This is a genomic window from Vibrio sp. R11-SG3-ISO9 (assembly GCF_059834255.1).
On sequence record NZ_JCBDGU010000005.1, the window covers coordinates 1 to 16,761 of the forward strand.

Consider the following 16,761-nt stretch of genomic DNA (forward strand, 5'->3'; position numbering starts at 1 on the left):
GGTTAATCAATCAAGAAGGGAAAGCAAGGTCAGCACCTCTACATACGTTCGCGTTGCTTCGTTAAATGGCCCACACGCAAAAGTCTTTCTGAGAGATGAAACCGCCCCGTTACTTCTGCCATTCAAAGAAGATAAGAGCATAGATCTAACCAATGATACTGGAGAAGTGCCTGAGTACTACACTCTAGGGTCCTATACGTTTGAAGCCGTCGAAAAAGACATCACTCTTACCGTGACGTCTGCATCCGAGCTTAAAGACATCGTACAACCGGTCATAAGAACCCCTTTTGGTGAAATCGCCGAATCTGATGTTTATGTGATTCCAGCAGGTACCCGTGAAACCCTGACTTTGCTTTCTCCTCCAACACATGGCCAAACCACTCGAGTTCTGTTCGGTTTTGCTTGGAGTTTAAATGGGCCAAATGACTTTACGCTGATAGAGCGTGTTGGCGGTTACTACGATTTCACGAGCCGATAAAATTTTATTAAAAGATTCGATTCTCTATTACGGTTTTTTCATTCTTAAACGGTATAGCAAGGAAAGGCAAAAAACGATGACTTAACATTCTAATCTCGACGGTGTATTGCAATGCATGGCTATACTTACAAGTTTCCAATAATTCTCTCTTTCGCTTTCATTACGGCGTGTAATGGAAGCGCTTCCGATTCATCGCCGACAAGCGACCCGAATAATCAAACTCCGATCGCTATCGCTGGCATCAATCAACAAGTTAAAGTTAATCAAGTCGTCCACTTAGACGGCACGCGCAGTGTTGATTATGACAACGACCTCATCTCTTATTCATGGTCATTCTCAGAAAAACCCGCAGGAAGCGAAGCACAACTTTCCAGCTTGGAGGCCATCAAACCGACTTTCGTTGCGGATCAAATTGGTACGTATTATCTCTCGTTGGTGGTCAACGATGGCAAAGTGAACAGCCGTCCAAATCAAGTGAAAATAGTAGCTAAAGCCGACCAAGACAACTCGCCACCGGTGGTCTCACTTACCCCAACATACAGCGCTTCCCTGTCTCAATCCGTTAAGCTGTTTGACACATCAACGGATGCTGACGGCGATGAGCTTTACCGTCAATGGCAAATTATCAACCAGCCAGACGGGAGTCAGCCTAGTCTCAGTAAATATGAGGGCAAATACCCCGACTTAACCGCTGATGTGGCGGGTGACTATGTGGTGGAATTAACCGTCACCGATGGTTTCTTATCGACCAAGGCGACCACAACCGTCACCTTTAATGAAAACCATCAGAACCGACCTCCAATTGCTTATAAAAACCAGCACATGTTAGCCATTGAAGGTATGACGATCCCTCTAGATGCTAGTGTAAGTACTGACCCAGACGGCGATCCTCTCACCTTTAATTGGTTTTTTGTGTCAAAACCACAAGAGAGCAACGCTACTATCGCTGATCCTAATGCGGTAATCACAAGCTTTGTGGCCGATGTGAGCGGACAATATACTTTCAATATCGAAGTAAGTGACGGTGAGTTCACCGATTTAGGTTACAAACCCACGTACGTGAATGTGGCTTCGTTAAATGGCCCACACGCAAAAGTCTTTCTGAGAGATGAAACCGACCCGTTACTTCTACCCTTTGATGAAGATAAGAACATAGATCTAACCAGTGATACTGGAGAAGTGCCTGAGTACTACACGCTAGGGTCCTATACGTTTGAAGCCGTTGAAAAAGACATCACTCTTACCGTGACTTCCTTGACTGATGTTAAAGACATCGTACAGCCCATCATAAGAACCTCTTTTGGTGAGCTCGCTTACTCTGATGTTTATGTGATTCCAGCAGGTACCCGTGAAACCCTGACTGTGCTTTCTCCTCCAACACATGGCCAAACCACTCGCGTGATTTTCGAATTTGCGTGGAGTTTAAACGGACCCAACGATTTCTCGTATATAGAACGTGCTGGCGGTAACTACAATTTCATTAGTCGATAAAATTTTATTAAAAAATACGATTCGCTATTACGGTTTTCTCTTTCTTAAACGGTGTAATAGTTGAAAGCAAGCACGACATCTGTCGCGCGCACCGGATGTTGGGTTTGCTTTTTTACTTATCATACTCAATTTAAAAGGAATCAAAATGAAACCAGTTCAACTTTCATGGATCGCGGCTGCAATGATTGGCCTTAGCCCACTTGTTCAAGCAGGTTTTGACGGTGCGATTAGCGACGACTCTCTACGCCAGGTTGGTGAATCTGAAGTTTACGTCCCACTGTTTCACGCAAAAGGTAAGGCCGGCATTGGAAGCTCAACAGGCAAGCGCGTCGATTTCGATGGTCTAGCAAGCAATATTTTCAGCCGTACAATACGTAATGACGTATACACTTCTGGTAGTAAACACTTTGGATCAACGCACTACAACTTTGCGCAAGCGGCTAACCAGGACGTATGGTTTGGTGAGTGGTATGAAGGGGACCAAGATGAATCGTATAACAACCGTACTGTTTACTATGTAGGCGACAATACTGGTACCACTGTGCCTACTTCAGGTAGCGCGACGTACAACATTACTGGTATTAACCACTTTAGCGGTAGCAACAAACTTTCAGGTACCTTTACTGCTGATTTCGCTCAACAAACACTAACAGGCGACATTGCTAATGCGTCTCTATCTATCAATGTGGATAGCACGATTGATGCAGCAAGCGCTTCGTTCAATGGTACGGCAACAGCTAACCAAGCCGGTGTGACAACTCAAGGTATTTCTCAAGGTCACTTCTTTGGCGCAGATGCAGCAACACTTGCTGGTATTGCGACTTTTGCTGGCAACTCTGATCTTGATACTGCATTCGGCGGTGCAAAAGAGTAATCACCTTCAATGGCTAAGAAGCAGCTTCGGCTGCTTCTTTTTAATGAGCACCACATGAACTCCAACACCACTCCACTTATACGTTGCCTACTATTGTCTTGCGTTTTTTCTTCACCTCTTTCTTGGTCTCAAGACACGGATACGCAGTTTCGTATTGAACAACGAGACGCCCTGTCGGCTCAAAACAAAGAACAAGCAATACTTGAAGAAGAGAACCAGCGCGAAGCTAACTCCCAAAAAACAGCCCAAACTGGAAACCAGATCGACACAAACGATGTGAATCAAGTCGCGAAAGCTCTTCATCTTGCTGTTCGTTATCGTCAATGGGTGCAAGCTAGCCAGTTACTGGAAATCTATCGACAGTTTGAACAGCCTGACCCACTGTTACTGAAATACGCTGACGGCGCAATCTCTCGAGCTAAAGGTGATCTGGAACACGCCCAACTCGCATTCGAAGACGCATTAGCCTTACAACCCAATTTTATGCCCGCGCAGTTAGAGCTAGCACGAGTCTTGTTTGAAAGTAACCAAAACCGAGATGCGCTCAATCTGTTCAATCAAATCAAATCAAAAATACCCTCACAAAATCCGAGAGCTGCTGGTGTGATTCGAACCATCGACAGCTTTACCCAAGCGCTTATTGCTCGCGACAGCTGGAACGGATCTGTGGCGATTGGCGGTTCTTTTAATGATAACTTAAACAGCTCTTCTGAATCTTATACCTGCCTAGTGACATCCAACACAGGTCAGTGTCTCTTTGACCGTGTTACGCCTAAAAAAGAAAAAGCATATGGGATCGATTTTGAGGCGAGTATCAATAAACGTTTCTCTTTGTCTCGACACCACGGTATTCATTTACAAGGCCTAACTTATGGCACCAACTACGGGAACAACAGTGATTACAATGAACATACTTCTCGAATCGGCTTCGGATACAGTTTTCATGATCGCCTCAACAAAGTATCAATCGGCCCCTCTTTTGAACTAAGTCGTTACGCGAACAGCTCTGTTTATTTCAGCTCAGGAGTCAAGTTAGACTGGCTTAGAACAACCAGCCAAAACAGTGCCCTTAAATTCGAGTTCAAAGCCGACTATCAAGACTACATCCCAAGTGTACTCAGCTATCAAACAGACTGGCAGCTGGCTTCATATCTTACTTATTGGTACCAATTTAATCATGACCTATTGTTATTCGGTGGCATAGATTGGACAGGTAAACAGAACAAAGAACAAGTCCATGCTTACGAGCTTTATGGCGGTAAAATTGGCTTGAATTCAGATGTGATTCCTTGGGTTGATCTGACACTTTTTGGATCGTTTAGACATCGTGACTACCAAGGCTTCAATAGCATTCTGAGCGAAACGCGTAGAGATAAAGAGCAAAATTACGCGATCTCTGCTTCGCTAAAAGATATCAAGTTATTCGGTGTTACCCCTTCATTGGTTTGGAATCATAAAAGAATAAAAAGCAATGTTGATTGGCTCTACACCTACCAGCAAAATGAGATCACTATCAAGTTCACTAGGCGTTTTTAAAATAATTAAAATTTCTTTACGGTTTTTTTAATTTCATTCGGTATAGGTAGCGACAACGTGGAAATTTATTCCACCAGCCTAATTCAATCCCTAGTGAGTGATACCTAATGACAACGCTTTTTTTTCGTATCGCGTCAGTGTTTTTAATGCTGACGTTTTCCCATTATTCTTTGAGTGATACGTCGATTCAACCTATCTCCGATACTGTGGTCTCAAACCAACAGATTGCCCCACCTTCAAATCCATTGATCACCCACGATCTTTCGCCGATGGGAATGTACCATGCTGCAGATTGGGTAGTTAAGTCGGTTATGATCGCTTTATTAGTCGCTTCCATTTTGAGCTGGGCAGTCTTCATTACTAAGCAGATACAGCTCGTTCTTGCTACGAAAAGAACTAAGCGACTATTAGCAACCTTAGTGACCGCAGACACTCTTCAGCATGCGGAATCCGCTCTTACACTACAAACAGGGCAAGAAGTCTCCGTGGTGACAGCTGCACAGCACGAAATCTATATGTCCGGTCAAGGCCCTGCGACTCATAACGGCATTAAAGAACGCGTTCAATTAAGACTTGAGCGAGTTCAAGCGGAGTTAACCCGAGACATGACGTCACTGACGGGCATTTTGGCAACCATAGGTTCAGTTAGCCCATTCGTCGGCCTATTTGGTACAGTCTGGGGAATTATGAATGCGTTTATCGGCATCGCGAAAGCCAAAAGTACGACGCTTGTCGTTGTGGCCCCTGGTATAGCTGAAGCACTACTCGCAACAGCGATCGGTTTGGTTGCCGCTATACCTGCGGTGATGATGTATAACTATTTTTCTCGACGTATTGGACACTATAAAGCACTCCTAACAGACGTGTCTGTTGCGACCATGGTACTTGTTAGCCGAGATTGTGACCGCGATACTAACGAAGATACGCCATCACAATTAAAGCAGGTGGTGTGATATGGGATTTCAAACATCTTCAGACAGCGATGAACTGGTGGAAAACCACGATATCAACGTGACACCTTTGGTTGATGTAATGCTCGTTCTACTCATCATTGTGATGGTAGCAGCACCATTGGCTACCGTTAATGTGCCCGTCGATCTACCTTCATCTTCTGCTGAAGCCACACCTTTACCTGATGAACCTTTGTTCCTTACCGTTGGTAAGGGGCTAGAGCTAACATTAGGTGAGGATAAGACTTCAACGTTAGAACAGCTACCATTTGATCTTCCGCTACTTATCGAGGACCAAAATCAGAGAATTTATCTAAGAGCTGACAAAAGCATTACCTATGACGAACTCATGAAAGTCATGAACACACTTGTACGCGCCGGATACAGCCAGATTGCGCTCGTTGGTTTAGAAACGCCGCAGGGGTAATAAGCATGAGTATTTTTGCCACCTTAAGGGTCCGATCACGTAAGCCTCGTCGACCATGGTTTGTCGTCGGTTTTGCATTGAGTGTTGCCCTTCACTTATCTGCTCTTGTTTATTACCTTTGGACACCTGAGTATGATTTTGCTCCGCCTCCGCAAGCTGCACCCATCAAGGTTACGATTGTTGCCCCTCTTGCGATGGCAAAAATGCAAGTAGAAGATACGGAGATAGGCGAAAATCAACCTGAGATAGTTCAAGAGCAGATGATCCAAGCTGCAACAGTTGAGGAGATACAACCAATAGTCAAACCGAAAGCTGTGAAAGAGCAGCCAAAGTTCGTTGAGGTTGAGAAAGCAAACGCGCTTTCATCAGCAATCAACCAAGAGGCCAAGCCGGAAAATGAGACGAAAACTAAACCCGAGGAGCCAAAACAGATTGCGAAAGCGCCTGTACCACCTAAAAGTCGTCCAGAGCCTCCCGTTGTCAAAAAGACCAAACCTAAAGTCACCCCCGATCCCCAAAAGGCGATTGTGAAACCCGTTCCGATTGAGAAACCGCGTCCAATCAGTGATGATCTCAAAGACCAGCAACAAATCGTGCAAACAGCAAAATCTCAACCTAATTTAATGGCTGAAAATAGCCAGCAGCAAGCGAGTGCGCTTCGGGTTGGACAACTTTCTGAAGCGGGAAAAGCGGCTAAAATTAATTGGCAGCAAGCACTTCATGCACATCTTGAGCGAGAAAAGCGTTACCCCAGAAAAGCGAAACGCATGAAGAAGAAAGGCATGCCTGTTATCAAATTTACAATGGATCGCCAAGGTAATGTGATTGACGTCGTGTTGGTTAAAAGTTCGGGTACCCTTTCGTTAGATAACGAAGCTGTCGACCTTGTTTACCGCGCTCAGCCATTAATTAAACCCCCGACGAGCATAACTGGTACACGCTTGAGCCTTACTCTTCCAATCAACTTTAGCTTTTGAGTCATTTTTATTTGAAGTATTAGTACTTCAAACCCTTACTCAAACTCTCAAACGCCTAAATGCTCGAACTCAGGCGCTATAAAACAACAAAGCCACTCGTTGAAGTGGCTTTGTTTATTATGTTTCGGTTAAAGCTCGTTAGGCACAGCAGTTACAATTACGGCGATACTTGTCCATTTTACCGATACCTGGGTTAAAGGTATTGGTTGGATCGAGCTGATGGTAGAACTTCTGTAGTGAGTTTTCCGCTTCGTACAAGTGTCCTACGTTGTGCTCCGCTGGGTATTTCGCGCCACGGCTATTCAAGTGTTCTAACATCAATCGCTTCATGCGTTTTGTGTCTGTTCCCTTTTTGAAGATGTAATCTTGGTGGAAGACAAAACACATAAAGTGACCGTAATAGAGAGGCATCACAAGGTTATCTGTCACCTCTTGTGGCAGTGTTTCTAACCACTCCTCGTCGTTACGTCGTAACGCAATATCGAGTGCGACAATGTCCTCTACTTCATTTCGATGGATGGTTTCGTAACGAATCGCCGCTCCTGCTGCTGCAAAACGATTCAGGTACGCTTTCTTACCTTCTTCTGCGGTACACTCAAAGTAATCTTGGTCTGGTTCTGCTGCCCACACCTCTTTAAGGTATTTCTTAGCCTCATCAATACCGCCATCACTCATCTTTAAGATCAAGTGGTGCTCGTATTTGTCACGATAATCTAGCAACCTTTGTGGTAAATGTTGCGGGAACAACTTACTCGCATAGTACAAAATCGTATCTGGCAGATGTTTACTAACAAACGGGATTCGTTCTAAGGTATTTTCAACCTTGGCTTTTAAAGCAAACATCTTTGGTAAGTTGTCCGTACCAAGATGATCGATGGATAGGAATACATCTTTGCCGTACTTCTCCGCCATATTAAAAATATCACGGTGCATGTACTCGCCCATTTCAGGCAGATTCTCAAACTGAGTCAAAAAGTCTTTGCGTAGCTGAGTGAGTTTCGCCGGATCATTTGTGCCAAGATAAAAGACCTGCTCTTTGTCAGGTACTGGGTAGCTATCAACACGAACTGCAAAAACCCCAAGCTTACCGGCACAGCCGCTGGCTTCAAACAGTCGGCGATCATCCGCATTGAATCGTGAAGGAATGTCTGAGGTCACGTCTCTTACGCGCTCGTCATACTCTTTGTCAGAAGCCATGCGATCATCATGAACCACTTTACTTGGGTCGAAGTTTCCGTCTTGAATGTTTTGCAAGATTTCTTCTGGCGTCTCGCCAAGACCATCAATGCCTAAATGGTTAACTAGATGAAGTTTGCCGTCTTTATCGACTTGAGCGAATATCGCAAGCTCAGTGTAGGCAGGGCCACGCTTCACTAACGCACCACCGGAGTTGTTCGCGATACCGCCAACCACTGTCGCACCTAAAGAAGAAGAACCGATAACAGAGTGTGGTGCGCGGTTAACCGTTTTTAGTGTTTTTTCTAGAGAGTGTAAGCTCGCACCCGGCAGACAAACTGCTTGCTTGCCACCATCAAGAAGGTGTATCTGTTTCATTTTAGTGATATTGATAACGACAACATCGCGATCATAATCGTTACCGCTTGGTGCTGAGCCTTCTGTTAAACCGGTTTTAGCAGCCTGCATAATGATGATGCAGTTAGCTTCGACACATTGCTTAATAACTTTCCACTGTTCTACCAAGGTATTTGGAAAGACAACGGCCAGTGCAGAGCCACCACCAGAGCGAAAGCCCGAACGGTAATACTTGGTTTTGATATCGTCGGTTAACACATTGTCATCACCCACGATTACCTTGAATTGATCAATCAGCTGCTTTTGTTTCATATCCATATCTCTAATTATTATGCCCAGCCACTATAAGCAGCCTGTTATACAGCGTCTACGCTGCTGATCTCGCCAACACTATCCAAAATTAAGCTTATTTGTAATAAAGCTAATATTTTCATTAAGTTAACTAAAACAAACTTCAAAATTTGAGCAAGAAACAGATTGTTTCTTTATGGAAACAATATCAAAACCAAACATTAACAGCTGCGTCACACATCCAGTTATTGCAAATGCGTGGCTTACACCGACTAATATTCGAGATGTGAAGTGAGGTGCCAAGCATGATATACCGAGCAGAAAAAGAGCTAGAAACTTTGCTTAGACTTAGCCTAGAACTGATGGCTACGCTTTTGAAACCCTTGGTACAAGTGTTCAATAAAACGCTTCACCTTTTCAGGTTGCTGACGCGTGTAAGGGTAAACCGCATAAATACCTAAGCACTTGGCTGTTTGTCCTTGAAAAAGTTGGATCAAACGCCCCTGCTCTAAATCGTCATGAATCAAGACTCTAGGTACGTAAATGATCCCTTGACCTAACAAAGCCACATTTCTTAGTGCCGATGAATTGTTAGTACACAGGTTACCATCGACTTTGACTTGGTAAAGTTCATCGCCCGCTTTAAAGGCCCACTCTTTTGCCCCAGTCTCTTGGTAGGAGTACGCTAAACAGTTGTGTTTGACCAACTCTTGAGGGGAATCTGGTTTGCCATTTACGGCAAGATACTTAGGAGAAGCACACACGACCCAGTGCGCATCCACCAGCTTACGAGCAATCAGACTTGAGTCTGGCAGCACACCGGTTCGAATAGCAAGGTCGAAGCGATCATTAACGATATCGACAAAACGATTGTCGAGATCCATGTCTATGTTGATGTCTGGGTAACGTTCGTTAAATTCAGCAATCACCCCCGGTAAAATGAGCTCCCCAGAGATGGTCGGTACGGTAATCTTGATACTGCCAGACAAGCTTTGACCTAAGCCAACGATCGATTCTTCTGCTGTTGCAACAGCTTGATAAACGCGTTTTGCTTGTTCATAAAACGACTGGCCCGCTTCGCTCAGCTTAATACTGCGTGTCGTTCGATAGAGAAGTTGCACACCGAGATCTTGTTCTAACTTAGCAATGCGCTTGCTCACCACCGACTTAGTCAACTGCATCTGTTTTGCAGCGCCACTAAAAGAGCCTTGCTCAATTAAGTGATAAAAGATGATGTAATCGTCGGTACTTCTCATGGACTCTCGCAAGCTTGTTGATAACAAGGTAATTTTAGGTGCTTTTGATTAAAAAAGCTGACCCTAATCTCACACTTGTTCAGCTCGAAGCACAAAATTTAGATATAAAAAAAGCCAGCATAGCTGACCAATCTGATGTGATAATGAAATGGAGGCGCCTCCCGGAGTCGAACCGAGGTCCACGGATTTGCAATCCGCTGCATAGCCACTCTGCCAAGGCGCCTTTGAGCATTATTGTTATCTTAGGGAGCTTGTATAAAACCATCTCCTATAACAATCTTGCCGTGTTCTTACACTCTCTGTGCGAGAACGGGACGTACTATAGCGCCTATAAAAATTGAGTCAACCGTTACCTTAACTTTACTGTCTCGTTCGCTGACGCTTTGAACTATTCTTGAACAAAATAAGCGCACACAGCTTTTCAAGCTCAACTCTTAGTTTTAGTTTTCATGGATATTTCACAATTGCCCACTAAGGTAAGAGGTAAAGGGACGATTGGAATAAAGTTTGAAACCACTTAAAAGATACCAGTATGAAAGGTATGCCGTTTTATGCAATCTCGCCTACCCAAGAGTGTTCAAACAGACACGCTATGGCTTTGACCCAAACGGACAACGAATCATCAAAAATCAATTTGGTAAAACCATGATCCGAGTGCTGTGGAGTGAAGCGGAAACCGAGGTTATTGTGGTGCTTAAAGGTTCTCATAGCCTAAGTGATTGGATGTTGAACTTCGCGTTATGGACAAGAAGCTGTAAATCCATTGGGCTCAACTACCGTATCCACGCGGGGTTTTATCATCTTCTATTTCAAGAGAGTCAACCCAGTAGAAACGACGACACGCTCGGCGCTTCAGTCTTCGAACGTTTAGAAACAACACTCGCGCCACTCATCGAAAAAGGCAAGCGAGTTACCATCACCGGCCACTCTTCCGGTGGAGCGATTGGCTGCGTTTTCGCTGATTACCTGAATCACAAATACCCTAAGAGCATTAAACGTGTCGTGACGTTTGGCCAACCCGCAATTGGCAACTGGCAATTCAAGCAGCGCTATTCTCTTAACAAAAAGACTTATCGCATCTGCTGTGATTTAGACATCGTGACTTTCATGCCGCCGATTCCCCTTATCTATTGGCACGCAGGCAGAATGCTCTGGCTTTACAACGGTCGAATCTATGAGAACACCCCAACCCTAATTCGCTTTGGACGCTCACTGCTCAGTTGGGTGATACGTCCCTTCTCGTATCACTTAATGAGTAAATACATTCGCAACAAAGATTTTTTTGATCAGAGATAAATGCATGAATGCTCTACTCGAGTCTTAACTTTATCACTGCCTAACAGTTGATCGACGCGTAGTAGATATCTGACTGAGTAGTAAACTCAAACATGAATTGATACGTCTTGCCATGACTGTCTGACACAGAGATCATCAGTTGATTCGGCTGGTCAGTAAGCTGGAAAGCATTTGACGAGTACCAAGTGCGATACACTCCATCATGTAAGTACTTCGACGTTAAAGTCAGTGATTCAGATTCCTCATTTAATTGAACGTCATTACTGATAACGGCATTTAGCTTCAAATGGTCGCTGTCCTGTGAAGACTCTAATCCAAAGCTCACCATCAATGCCTTTTCTGAGGACAAGCTAGGATGAACTCGTACTGTGATATCCCCGACGGTCTGCTCAAGAGCGTCATATTTCGCTTTATGATAACCACACCCAGAACTTGCTGTCTCTGCTTGTCCTACTTGCACAATGGGCTTGTAGTAGTCTCGTGTTGTTGGATAAAGCACACAGCCAGTTAGCATGGTAATCAATGACACGGTGACGAGTTTTCTAAACATTCACTATTCCTTTTCTTGGCAACCAAACAATTATGAACAGTGTTTTATTGTAATGCTAGATTTAGTTACACACGCTTACAACCGAACCGTTTTGAAACGTGTTATTGGCTGTAGTTGCTTAAGGACGGATTCAATAGCTAGAAATAGCAAGATACGTTTACGGAAATTCAGACACAAAAAAACCAGCACTAGGCTGGTCTTTTGTAATTTGGAGGCGCCTCCCGGAGTCGAACCGAGGTCCACGGATTTGCAATCCGCTGCATAGCCACTCTGCCAAGGCGCCAAATTGTGCGAGTTTTAAGAGTTCGACTCTGTTCCCTCTTGCGAGTAAGTAGATGGTGCCCCGGGCCGGACTTGAACCGGCACAGCGCGAACGCCGAGGGATTTTAAATCCCTTGTGTCTACCAATTCCACCACCAGGGCAACGCAATCATGCGATGGCAACACCATCTCTCATCGGCCTGTGCCGCGAGAACGAGACGTACTTTAACGGATTGAGCTATAAGATCAATATATATTTTATCTTTTTAATTCAAACGGTTATTTATCGAACTTATAGCATAATAAGAGAACAAATAGTTCAAACCTTACTCTACAAAATACCCATTCCCATTCACGCTCTCGTTTAAAGATTCAATCTACATTCCACTCAATCGCATTACTCACTCTTGTTTTCGATCTGCTTTTCTAGTCCAACTAGATTTAAAACTGTGAAAGCAGACGCCAACATCAGACCCAAAATCCAAACAAAGTACCACATAGTGCCTCCTAATAGAGTGAATGACTGTTTCGTTCAACATATTGGTTATCGAGCCTGCCGCGCATGGTGAGATAACTAAATGCGGTGTAACCAAGAATGATTGGAACCATAACAAAGGCAACGCCCGTCATGATATTGAGTGTCAGCTCACTTGAAGTCGCATCCCATAACGTCAGGCTGTGATTGGTATTGAAGCTCGATGGCACAATAAACGGAAACATTGTGAAACCAGCCGTTAAAATAATCGAGGCACTGGTTAAGCTAGAGCTGACAAATGCCATCAGGTCTTTCGATAGCCTGATACAGAAGAACGTCATAACAGGAAACGCGACACTGCCAATAGGTGCAAACCACATCCATATGTACGTCTCGAAGTTACTTAACCATAACCCAGCCCCCGCAATTACCGTTTTGTTTAGAGGGTTTGATTCACCATTATGATCAAGCAAACCAACCACTTGATAGCCCATAAGCTCATCAAGCACTAACCCACCTATCACCATCAAGATGAATACTGCCCATGCACTCATTTGGCCAACAGTACGCGCTTTACCATAGATAGTGTGCTTAGTCTTCAGCAACAGCCAAGTGCTCCCCTGCAGTAGTGACATTGTCACGGCCACAATGCCACTCAGTAAACTAAACGGGTTAATCAAGTCTAAAAAGCTTCCGTGATAAGTCACCATTAGTAAGCTGTTTAATGAGAAAGGTATCCCTTGTAATAGGTTACCGAAAGCAACACCGAACAACAGTGCTGGGAATACACCAGCAAATGCAATCGCGTAGTCACACACATCTCTCCATTGTTGGCTTTCTACTTTGGCGCGATACTCAAGTGCGAGCGGACGTAGCCACAAACCAATCAAAACTAAGTACATAGCGATGTACAGGCTCGAAAATACTGTCGAGTAAACTAAAGGCCATGCCGCAAACAATGCACCACCTGCCGTTATAAGCCACACTTGGTTACCGTCCCAATGCGGTGCAATGGAGTTAATCATCACGCGTCGCTCTGTGTCGGTTTTACCAATAATAGGTAATAAAGCACCAACACCCATATCAAACCCATCGGTGATCATAAAGCCAATCAACAACACACCGATCAGCACCCACCAGATCATTTTTAACGTTTCATATTCAAACATAACGACTCCATTTATTGTTGTGCTTGCAGTGCCAATTTGGCTTTAACTGAGTGATCGCCTTGCTCGTAGTGATAGCGACCGGTCTTTAAACTGCTTGGGCCTTTGCGCGCGACTTTCACCATCAAGTAACTTTCTACAATGATGAAGACTGTATAGAGCGCCATGATCAATGCTAAGGTGAGAAGAACATCCTCAGCGGTTTGATGCGAGGCCGCCATGCTAACTGGCAGCACTTCCCCTACCGCCCAAGGCTGTCGGCCATACTCTGCAACGAACCAACCGGCTTCAATGGCAATCCAAGGCAGAGGAATCGACCACAAGGCCGCTTTAAGAACCCAAGGTTTCGCTGTGAATTTTTTACGGTAGGTTTGAAGGAAAGCAGCACCGAACACAATCAACATAACCACACCGCAGCCAACCATGATGCGGAATGACCAAAACAGTGGCCAAACGGTTGGAATGGAGTCGTCTGCCGCCATTTGGATTTGATGTTCGGTCGCGTCAGTGACAGTATCGGTGTAACGCTTAAGCAGTAAACCATAGCCGAGATCATGCTTAACTTCATCAAACGCTTCTGTTGTAGCATTTGAGTTATCACCAGCACGCAAGCGTTCCAGCAAATCATAAGCAATCATGCCGTTGCGGATACGATCAATATGTTGCTCTCGAAGATCATGGAGCCCTGTTACTTGTTCATCCAGTGAACGCGTGGCGATGATTCCCATCAGATAAGGGATTTTCACCGCATAATCGGTTTCACCTTTCTCTTGGTTAGGTAAGCCAAAAAGAGTAAATGCGGCAGGCGCTGGTTCTGTGTGCCATTCAGCTTCAATGGCGGCCAGTTTCACCTTCTGAACATCGCCCAGTTCGTAGCCTGACTCATCTCCGAGTACCAGAACCGAGATAATTGATGCCATGCCAAAACAAGACGCAACAGCGAATGAGCGCTTGGCGAATTCAACGTCTCGCCCTTTCAGCAAGTAATACGCACTCACGCCGAGAATGAACATTGCACCGCAGGTATAAGCTGATGACACGGTATGTAGAAACTTCACTTGTGCAACAGGGTTGAGTACAACTTCAGCGAAACTGATCATCTCCATTCGCATGGTTTGATAGTTAAACTCCGACCCAATCGGGTTTTGCATCCAACCATTGGCGACCAAGATCCATAACGCCGAAAAACTCGATCCCAAAGCCACTAACCATGTGACCACTAGGTGTTGGCGTGCAGACAAACGTTCCCAACCAAAGAAAAATAGCCCAACAAACGTCGACTCTAAGAAAAATGCCACCAGCGCTTCGATGGCAAGAGGCGCACCAAAGATGTCGCCGACATAATGAGAATAGTAAGACCAATTGGTACCAAACTGGAACTCCATCGTCAGGCCAGTTGTCACTCCTAACGCAAAGTTGATTCCGAAAAGTTTGCCCCAGAAGCGAGTCATGTCTTGGTAGATTTTGTTTCCTGTTAGCACATAGATAGACTCCATAATGGCTAACAAGCACGACATACCAATGGTTAGAGGGACGAAAAGGAAATGGAACATTGCCGTCAACGCAAACTGCAAGCGCGATAATTCAACAACATCAAACATTAAAGCTCCAAACATCATAATGATGACTTTCATACATAAGTTGGAGCGTATTTCAGCACAGTTCTCTCGAACCAAACTAGAACAGATCAGAGACTAAAAAATAGAACAGATTGGAAGATTCGTAACAGATAAGGTGCAGAGTTCAGACTGACTCTCGCTTGTCGTTACTTAACTCGCTAACTAACTCTCCTAAGGTTTTGATCGCCTGCGTTATCTTGTCGTCGCAAGCATAAGAGCTATTGAGTCGGATATGGTGATTAAAACGTTTATCACCGCTAAAGATGATTCCGGGAGCAACAGAAATATTGTGCTCGAGCGCTTTATCATAAAGCGCTTCCACGCAAACATTCTTCGGTAGCTCAATCCAAATAAAGTACCCGCCCTGCGTTTGATGAATAACCGTATCTGAGGGCAAACAGTCAGTAAGCAAGCTGATGTGATCCTGCTTGCGCTCATGGAGTACCTTTCGCAGCTTCTTGAGGTGGTTATCGTAGCTGTAATACGTCAGATAATGGGACAGTGCCAATTGAATCGGGATACTGCTCGATAATGTCGCTAGATGTTGTAGACGTTGGATCTTGAGCGCTTGTTGGCCAGCAACAACCCAACCAATACGAAAGCCGGGCGAGAGTGACTTGGAAAACGATCCGCATAACAAGATATTTTCATTCTTATCATAAGCTTTCGCTGGCAGGCTCGAATCGCTGCCCACGAATAGCTCTCGATACACATCGTCTTCGATCATAGGCACATTATGATGATTCACCAGCTGAGCAAGGCGCTGCTTGTTTTCGCAGCTCATTGAATACCCTACTGGGTTCTGAGCCGCGGTCATAAACCAACACGCTTTGATATCCATGGATGAGAATACTGAAGAGAGCACATCAAGGTCGATCCCAGTCTCTGGGTCTGTTGGGATCTCTACCGCCGTTAGGTTTAATCGCTCTATGGTTTGAAGTACGCCATAAAAGGCGGGGTATTCTATGGCGACCAAATCACCTGGTTCAGTGCAAGACTGCAAACACAAACTCAACGCTTCCATTGCCCCAGAAGTGATGACGATATCATCCGGTAGAACATTGAGTCCATTCACCTGATAACGCTGCGCAATTTGTCTTCTTAAAGTTTGATTGCCGGGAGGCAAGTTGGTCAGCATGCTATTGTCTGGCATTTGACGACTGGCACTAGCGAGGCTTCGCGACAAGGCTTGGTGAGGAAACAAAGACGGATCTGGGAAAGCAGAACTGAGTGGGATAATACTTGGATCTTTGGCCTTTTGAAGCACGTCGTAAAGCAGATCGCTAATCCTTACAGAATAAGGCGTGATGGCTTTTGAATTGCTCTCACTCCCCGTCAGTACGTTTCGACGAGGTAATACAAAATAGCCTGACTTTGGCTTAGCATAGATATAGCCGGCAGCTTCAAGCTGTTGGTATGCTTGGAGAACCGTCTCGATACTCAGTTTATAGCGCTTACATGCATTTCTGATCGATGGCAGTTTCTCACCACTCAACCAGATATTGTGCTCAATTTGATTTTTCAGTTTCTCTGCTAATACCTGAGACTTTTTCATGCGCTTCTTTCAAAAGACTTAACGAT

14 protein-coding genes, 3 tRNA genes and 1 pseudogene are annotated in these 16,761 nt (G+C 44.7%); 8 read left to right on the top strand and 10 right to left on the bottom strand.

Annotated features, from left to right (window positions below):
• The 7 genes and pseudogenes from AC6R05_RS01305 to AC6R05_RS01335 form a co-directional block, all read left to right on the top strand.
• Positions 1-478, top strand: a pseudogene (locus AC6R05_RS01305) (PKD domain-containing protein); the annotation flags it as partial.
• 111 nt (positions 479-589) lie between these two features.
• A complete protein-coding gene (locus tag AC6R05_RS01310; protein WP_500646343.1) occupies positions 590-1,969 on the top strand; it encodes a PKD domain-containing protein in 1,380 nt (459 codons plus the stop codon).
• 145 nt (positions 1,970-2,114) lie between these two features.
• Positions 2,115-2,843 carry a Slam-dependent surface lipoprotein gene (locus AC6R05_RS01315; RefSeq protein ID WP_500646344.1) on the top strand — a complete coding sequence of 243 codons (729 nt, stop codon included), beginning with the start codon at positions 2,115-2,117 and terminating at the stop codon, positions 2,841-2,843.
• Positions 2,844-2,897: 54 nt separating this feature from the next.
• The gene (locus AC6R05_RS01320; protein ID WP_152469583.1) at positions 2,898-4,379 is read left to right on the top strand and encodes a surface lipoprotein assembly modifier; all 1,482 of its coding nucleotides are present in this window, start codon (positions 2,898-2,900) and stop codon (positions 4,377-4,379) included.
• A 107-nt stretch (positions 4,380-4,486) separates the two neighbouring features.
• Positions 4,487-5,332 carry a tonB-system energizer ExbB gene (exbB, locus tag AC6R05_RS01325; protein WP_500646345.1) on the top strand — a complete coding sequence of 282 codons (846 nt, stop codon included), beginning with the start codon at positions 4,487-4,489 and terminating at the stop codon, positions 5,330-5,332.
• A gap of 1 nt (position 5,333) precedes the next feature.
• Complete coding sequence (locus tag AC6R05_RS01330) at positions 5,334-5,756, top strand: biopolymer transporter ExbD (RefSeq protein ID WP_150869647.1); 423 nt, start codon at positions 5,334-5,336, stop codon at positions 5,754-5,756.
• Positions 5,757-5,761: 5 nt separating this feature from the next.
• Positions 5,762-6,733 (top strand): energy transducer TonB family protein, encoded by a 972-nt coding sequence (locus AC6R05_RS01335; protein ID WP_500646346.1) that lies wholly within the window; start codon positions 5,762-5,764, stop codon positions 6,731-6,733.
• A gap of 138 nt (positions 6,734-6,871) precedes the next feature.
• Here AC6R05_RS01335 and dld read toward each other — a convergent pair whose 3' ends face one another.
• The 3 genes from dld to AC6R05_RS01350 all read right to left on the bottom strand — a co-directional run bounded on the left by dld (position 6,872) and on the right by AC6R05_RS01350 (position 10,036).
• Positions 6,872-8,578 carry a D-lactate dehydrogenase gene (dld, locus tag AC6R05_RS01340; protein ID WP_150869649.1) on the bottom strand — a complete coding sequence of 569 codons (1,707 nt, stop codon included), beginning with the start codon at positions 8,576-8,578 and terminating at the stop codon, positions 6,872-6,874.
• A 332-nt stretch (positions 8,579-8,910) separates the two neighbouring features.
• Positions 8,911-9,813, bottom strand: coding sequence for a LysR family transcriptional regulator (locus AC6R05_RS01345; RefSeq protein ID WP_032552624.1), 903 nt, complete (start codon positions 9,811-9,813; stop codon positions 8,911-8,913).
• A gap of 149 nt (positions 9,814-9,962) precedes the next feature.
• Positions 9,963-10,036: transfer RNA gene (locus AC6R05_RS01350), tRNA-Cys, on the bottom strand.
• Positions 10,037-10,320: 284 nt separating this feature from the next.
• Here AC6R05_RS01350 and AC6R05_RS01355 point away from each other — a divergent pair.
• Positions 10,321-11,109, top strand: coding sequence for a lipase family protein (locus AC6R05_RS01355; protein ID WP_500646347.1), 789 nt, complete (start codon positions 10,321-10,323; stop codon positions 11,107-11,109).
• Between the two features lie 40 nt (positions 11,110-11,149).
• Here AC6R05_RS01355 and AC6R05_RS01360 read toward each other — a convergent pair whose 3' ends face one another.
• The 7 genes from AC6R05_RS01360 to AC6R05_RS01390 form a co-directional block, all read right to left on the bottom strand.
• Positions 11,150-11,659, bottom strand: coding sequence for a hypothetical protein (locus AC6R05_RS01360; protein WP_500646348.1), 510 nt, complete (start codon positions 11,657-11,659; stop codon positions 11,150-11,152).
• A gap of 209 nt (positions 11,660-11,868) precedes the next feature.
• Positions 11,869-11,942 (bottom strand) — tRNA-Cys (locus AC6R05_RS01365).
• A 53-nt stretch (positions 11,943-11,995) separates the two neighbouring features.
• Positions 11,996-12,082: transfer RNA gene (locus tag AC6R05_RS01370), tRNA-Leu, on the bottom strand.
• Positions 12,083-12,317: 235 nt separating this feature from the next.
• Positions 12,318-12,419: a cytochrome bd-I oxidase subunit CydX gene (gene cydX, locus AC6R05_RS01375; protein ID WP_032552630.1), complete on the bottom strand. Its 102-nt coding sequence runs from the start codon at positions 12,417-12,419 to the stop codon at positions 12,318-12,320.
• Between the two features lie 8 nt (positions 12,420-12,427).
• The gene (gene cydB, locus AC6R05_RS01380; protein WP_500646349.1) at positions 12,428-13,564 is read right to left on the bottom strand and encodes a cytochrome d ubiquinol oxidase subunit II; all 1,137 of its coding nucleotides are present in this window, start codon (positions 13,562-13,564) and stop codon (positions 12,428-12,430) included.
• 11 nt (positions 13,565-13,575) lie between these two features.
• On the bottom strand, positions 13,576-15,162 hold the full coding sequence (locus AC6R05_RS01385; protein WP_500646350.1) for a cytochrome ubiquinol oxidase subunit I: 1,587 nt from the start codon (positions 15,160-15,162) through the stop codon (positions 13,576-13,578).
• Between the two features lie 142 nt (positions 15,163-15,304).
• Positions 15,305-16,735 carry an aminotransferase-like domain-containing protein gene (locus AC6R05_RS01390; protein WP_500646351.1) on the bottom strand — a complete coding sequence of 477 codons (1,431 nt, stop codon included), beginning with the start codon at positions 16,733-16,735 and terminating at the stop codon, positions 15,305-15,307.
• Positions 16,736-16,761 lie beyond the last annotated feature (26 nt).

Coding starts and splice junctions, on each gene's coding strand:
- AC6R05_RS01330 (WP_150869647.1), top strand. CDS start 5,334: ATGGGATTTCAAACATCTTCAGACAGCGATGAACTGGTGGAAAACCAC.
- AC6R05_RS01390 (WP_500646351.1), bottom strand. CDS start 16,735: ATGAAAAAGTCTCAGGTATTAGCAGAGAAACTGAAAAATCAAATTGAG.
- cydX (WP_032552630.1), bottom strand. CDS start 12,419: ATGTGGTACTTTGTTTGGATTTTGGGTCTGATGTTGGCGTCTGCTTTC.
- exbB (WP_500646345.1), top strand. CDS start 4,487: ATGACAACGCTTTTTTTTCGTATCGCGTCAGTGTTTTTAATGCTGACG.
- dld (WP_150869649.1), bottom strand. CDS start 8,578: ATGAAACAAAAGCAGCTGATTGATCAATTCAAGGTAATCGTGGGTGAT.
- cydB (WP_500646349.1), bottom strand. CDS start 13,564: ATGTTTGAATATGAAACGTTAAAAATGATCTGGTGGGTGCTGATCGGT.
- AC6R05_RS01335 (WP_500646346.1), top strand. CDS start 5,762: ATGAGTATTTTTGCCACCTTAAGGGTCCGATCACGTAAGCCTCGTCGA.
- AC6R05_RS01345 (WP_032552624.1), bottom strand. CDS start 9,813: ATGAGAAGTACCGACGATTACATCATCTTTTATCACTTAATTGAGCAA.
- AC6R05_RS01385 (WP_500646350.1), bottom strand. CDS start 15,162: ATGTTTGATGTTGTTGAATTATCGCGCTTGCAGTTTGCGTTGACGGCA.
- AC6R05_RS01310 (WP_500646343.1), top strand. CDS start 590: ATGCATGGCTATACTTACAAGTTTCCAATAATTCTCTCTTTCGCTTTC.
- AC6R05_RS01320 (WP_152469583.1), top strand. CDS start 2,898: ATGAACTCCAACACCACTCCACTTATACGTTGCCTACTATTGTCTTGC.
- AC6R05_RS01315 (WP_500646344.1), top strand. CDS start 2,115: ATGAAACCAGTTCAACTTTCATGGATCGCGGCTGCAATGATTGGCCTT.
- AC6R05_RS01360 (WP_500646348.1), bottom strand. CDS start 11,659: ATGTTTAGAAAACTCGTCACCGTGTCATTGATTACCATGCTAACTGGC.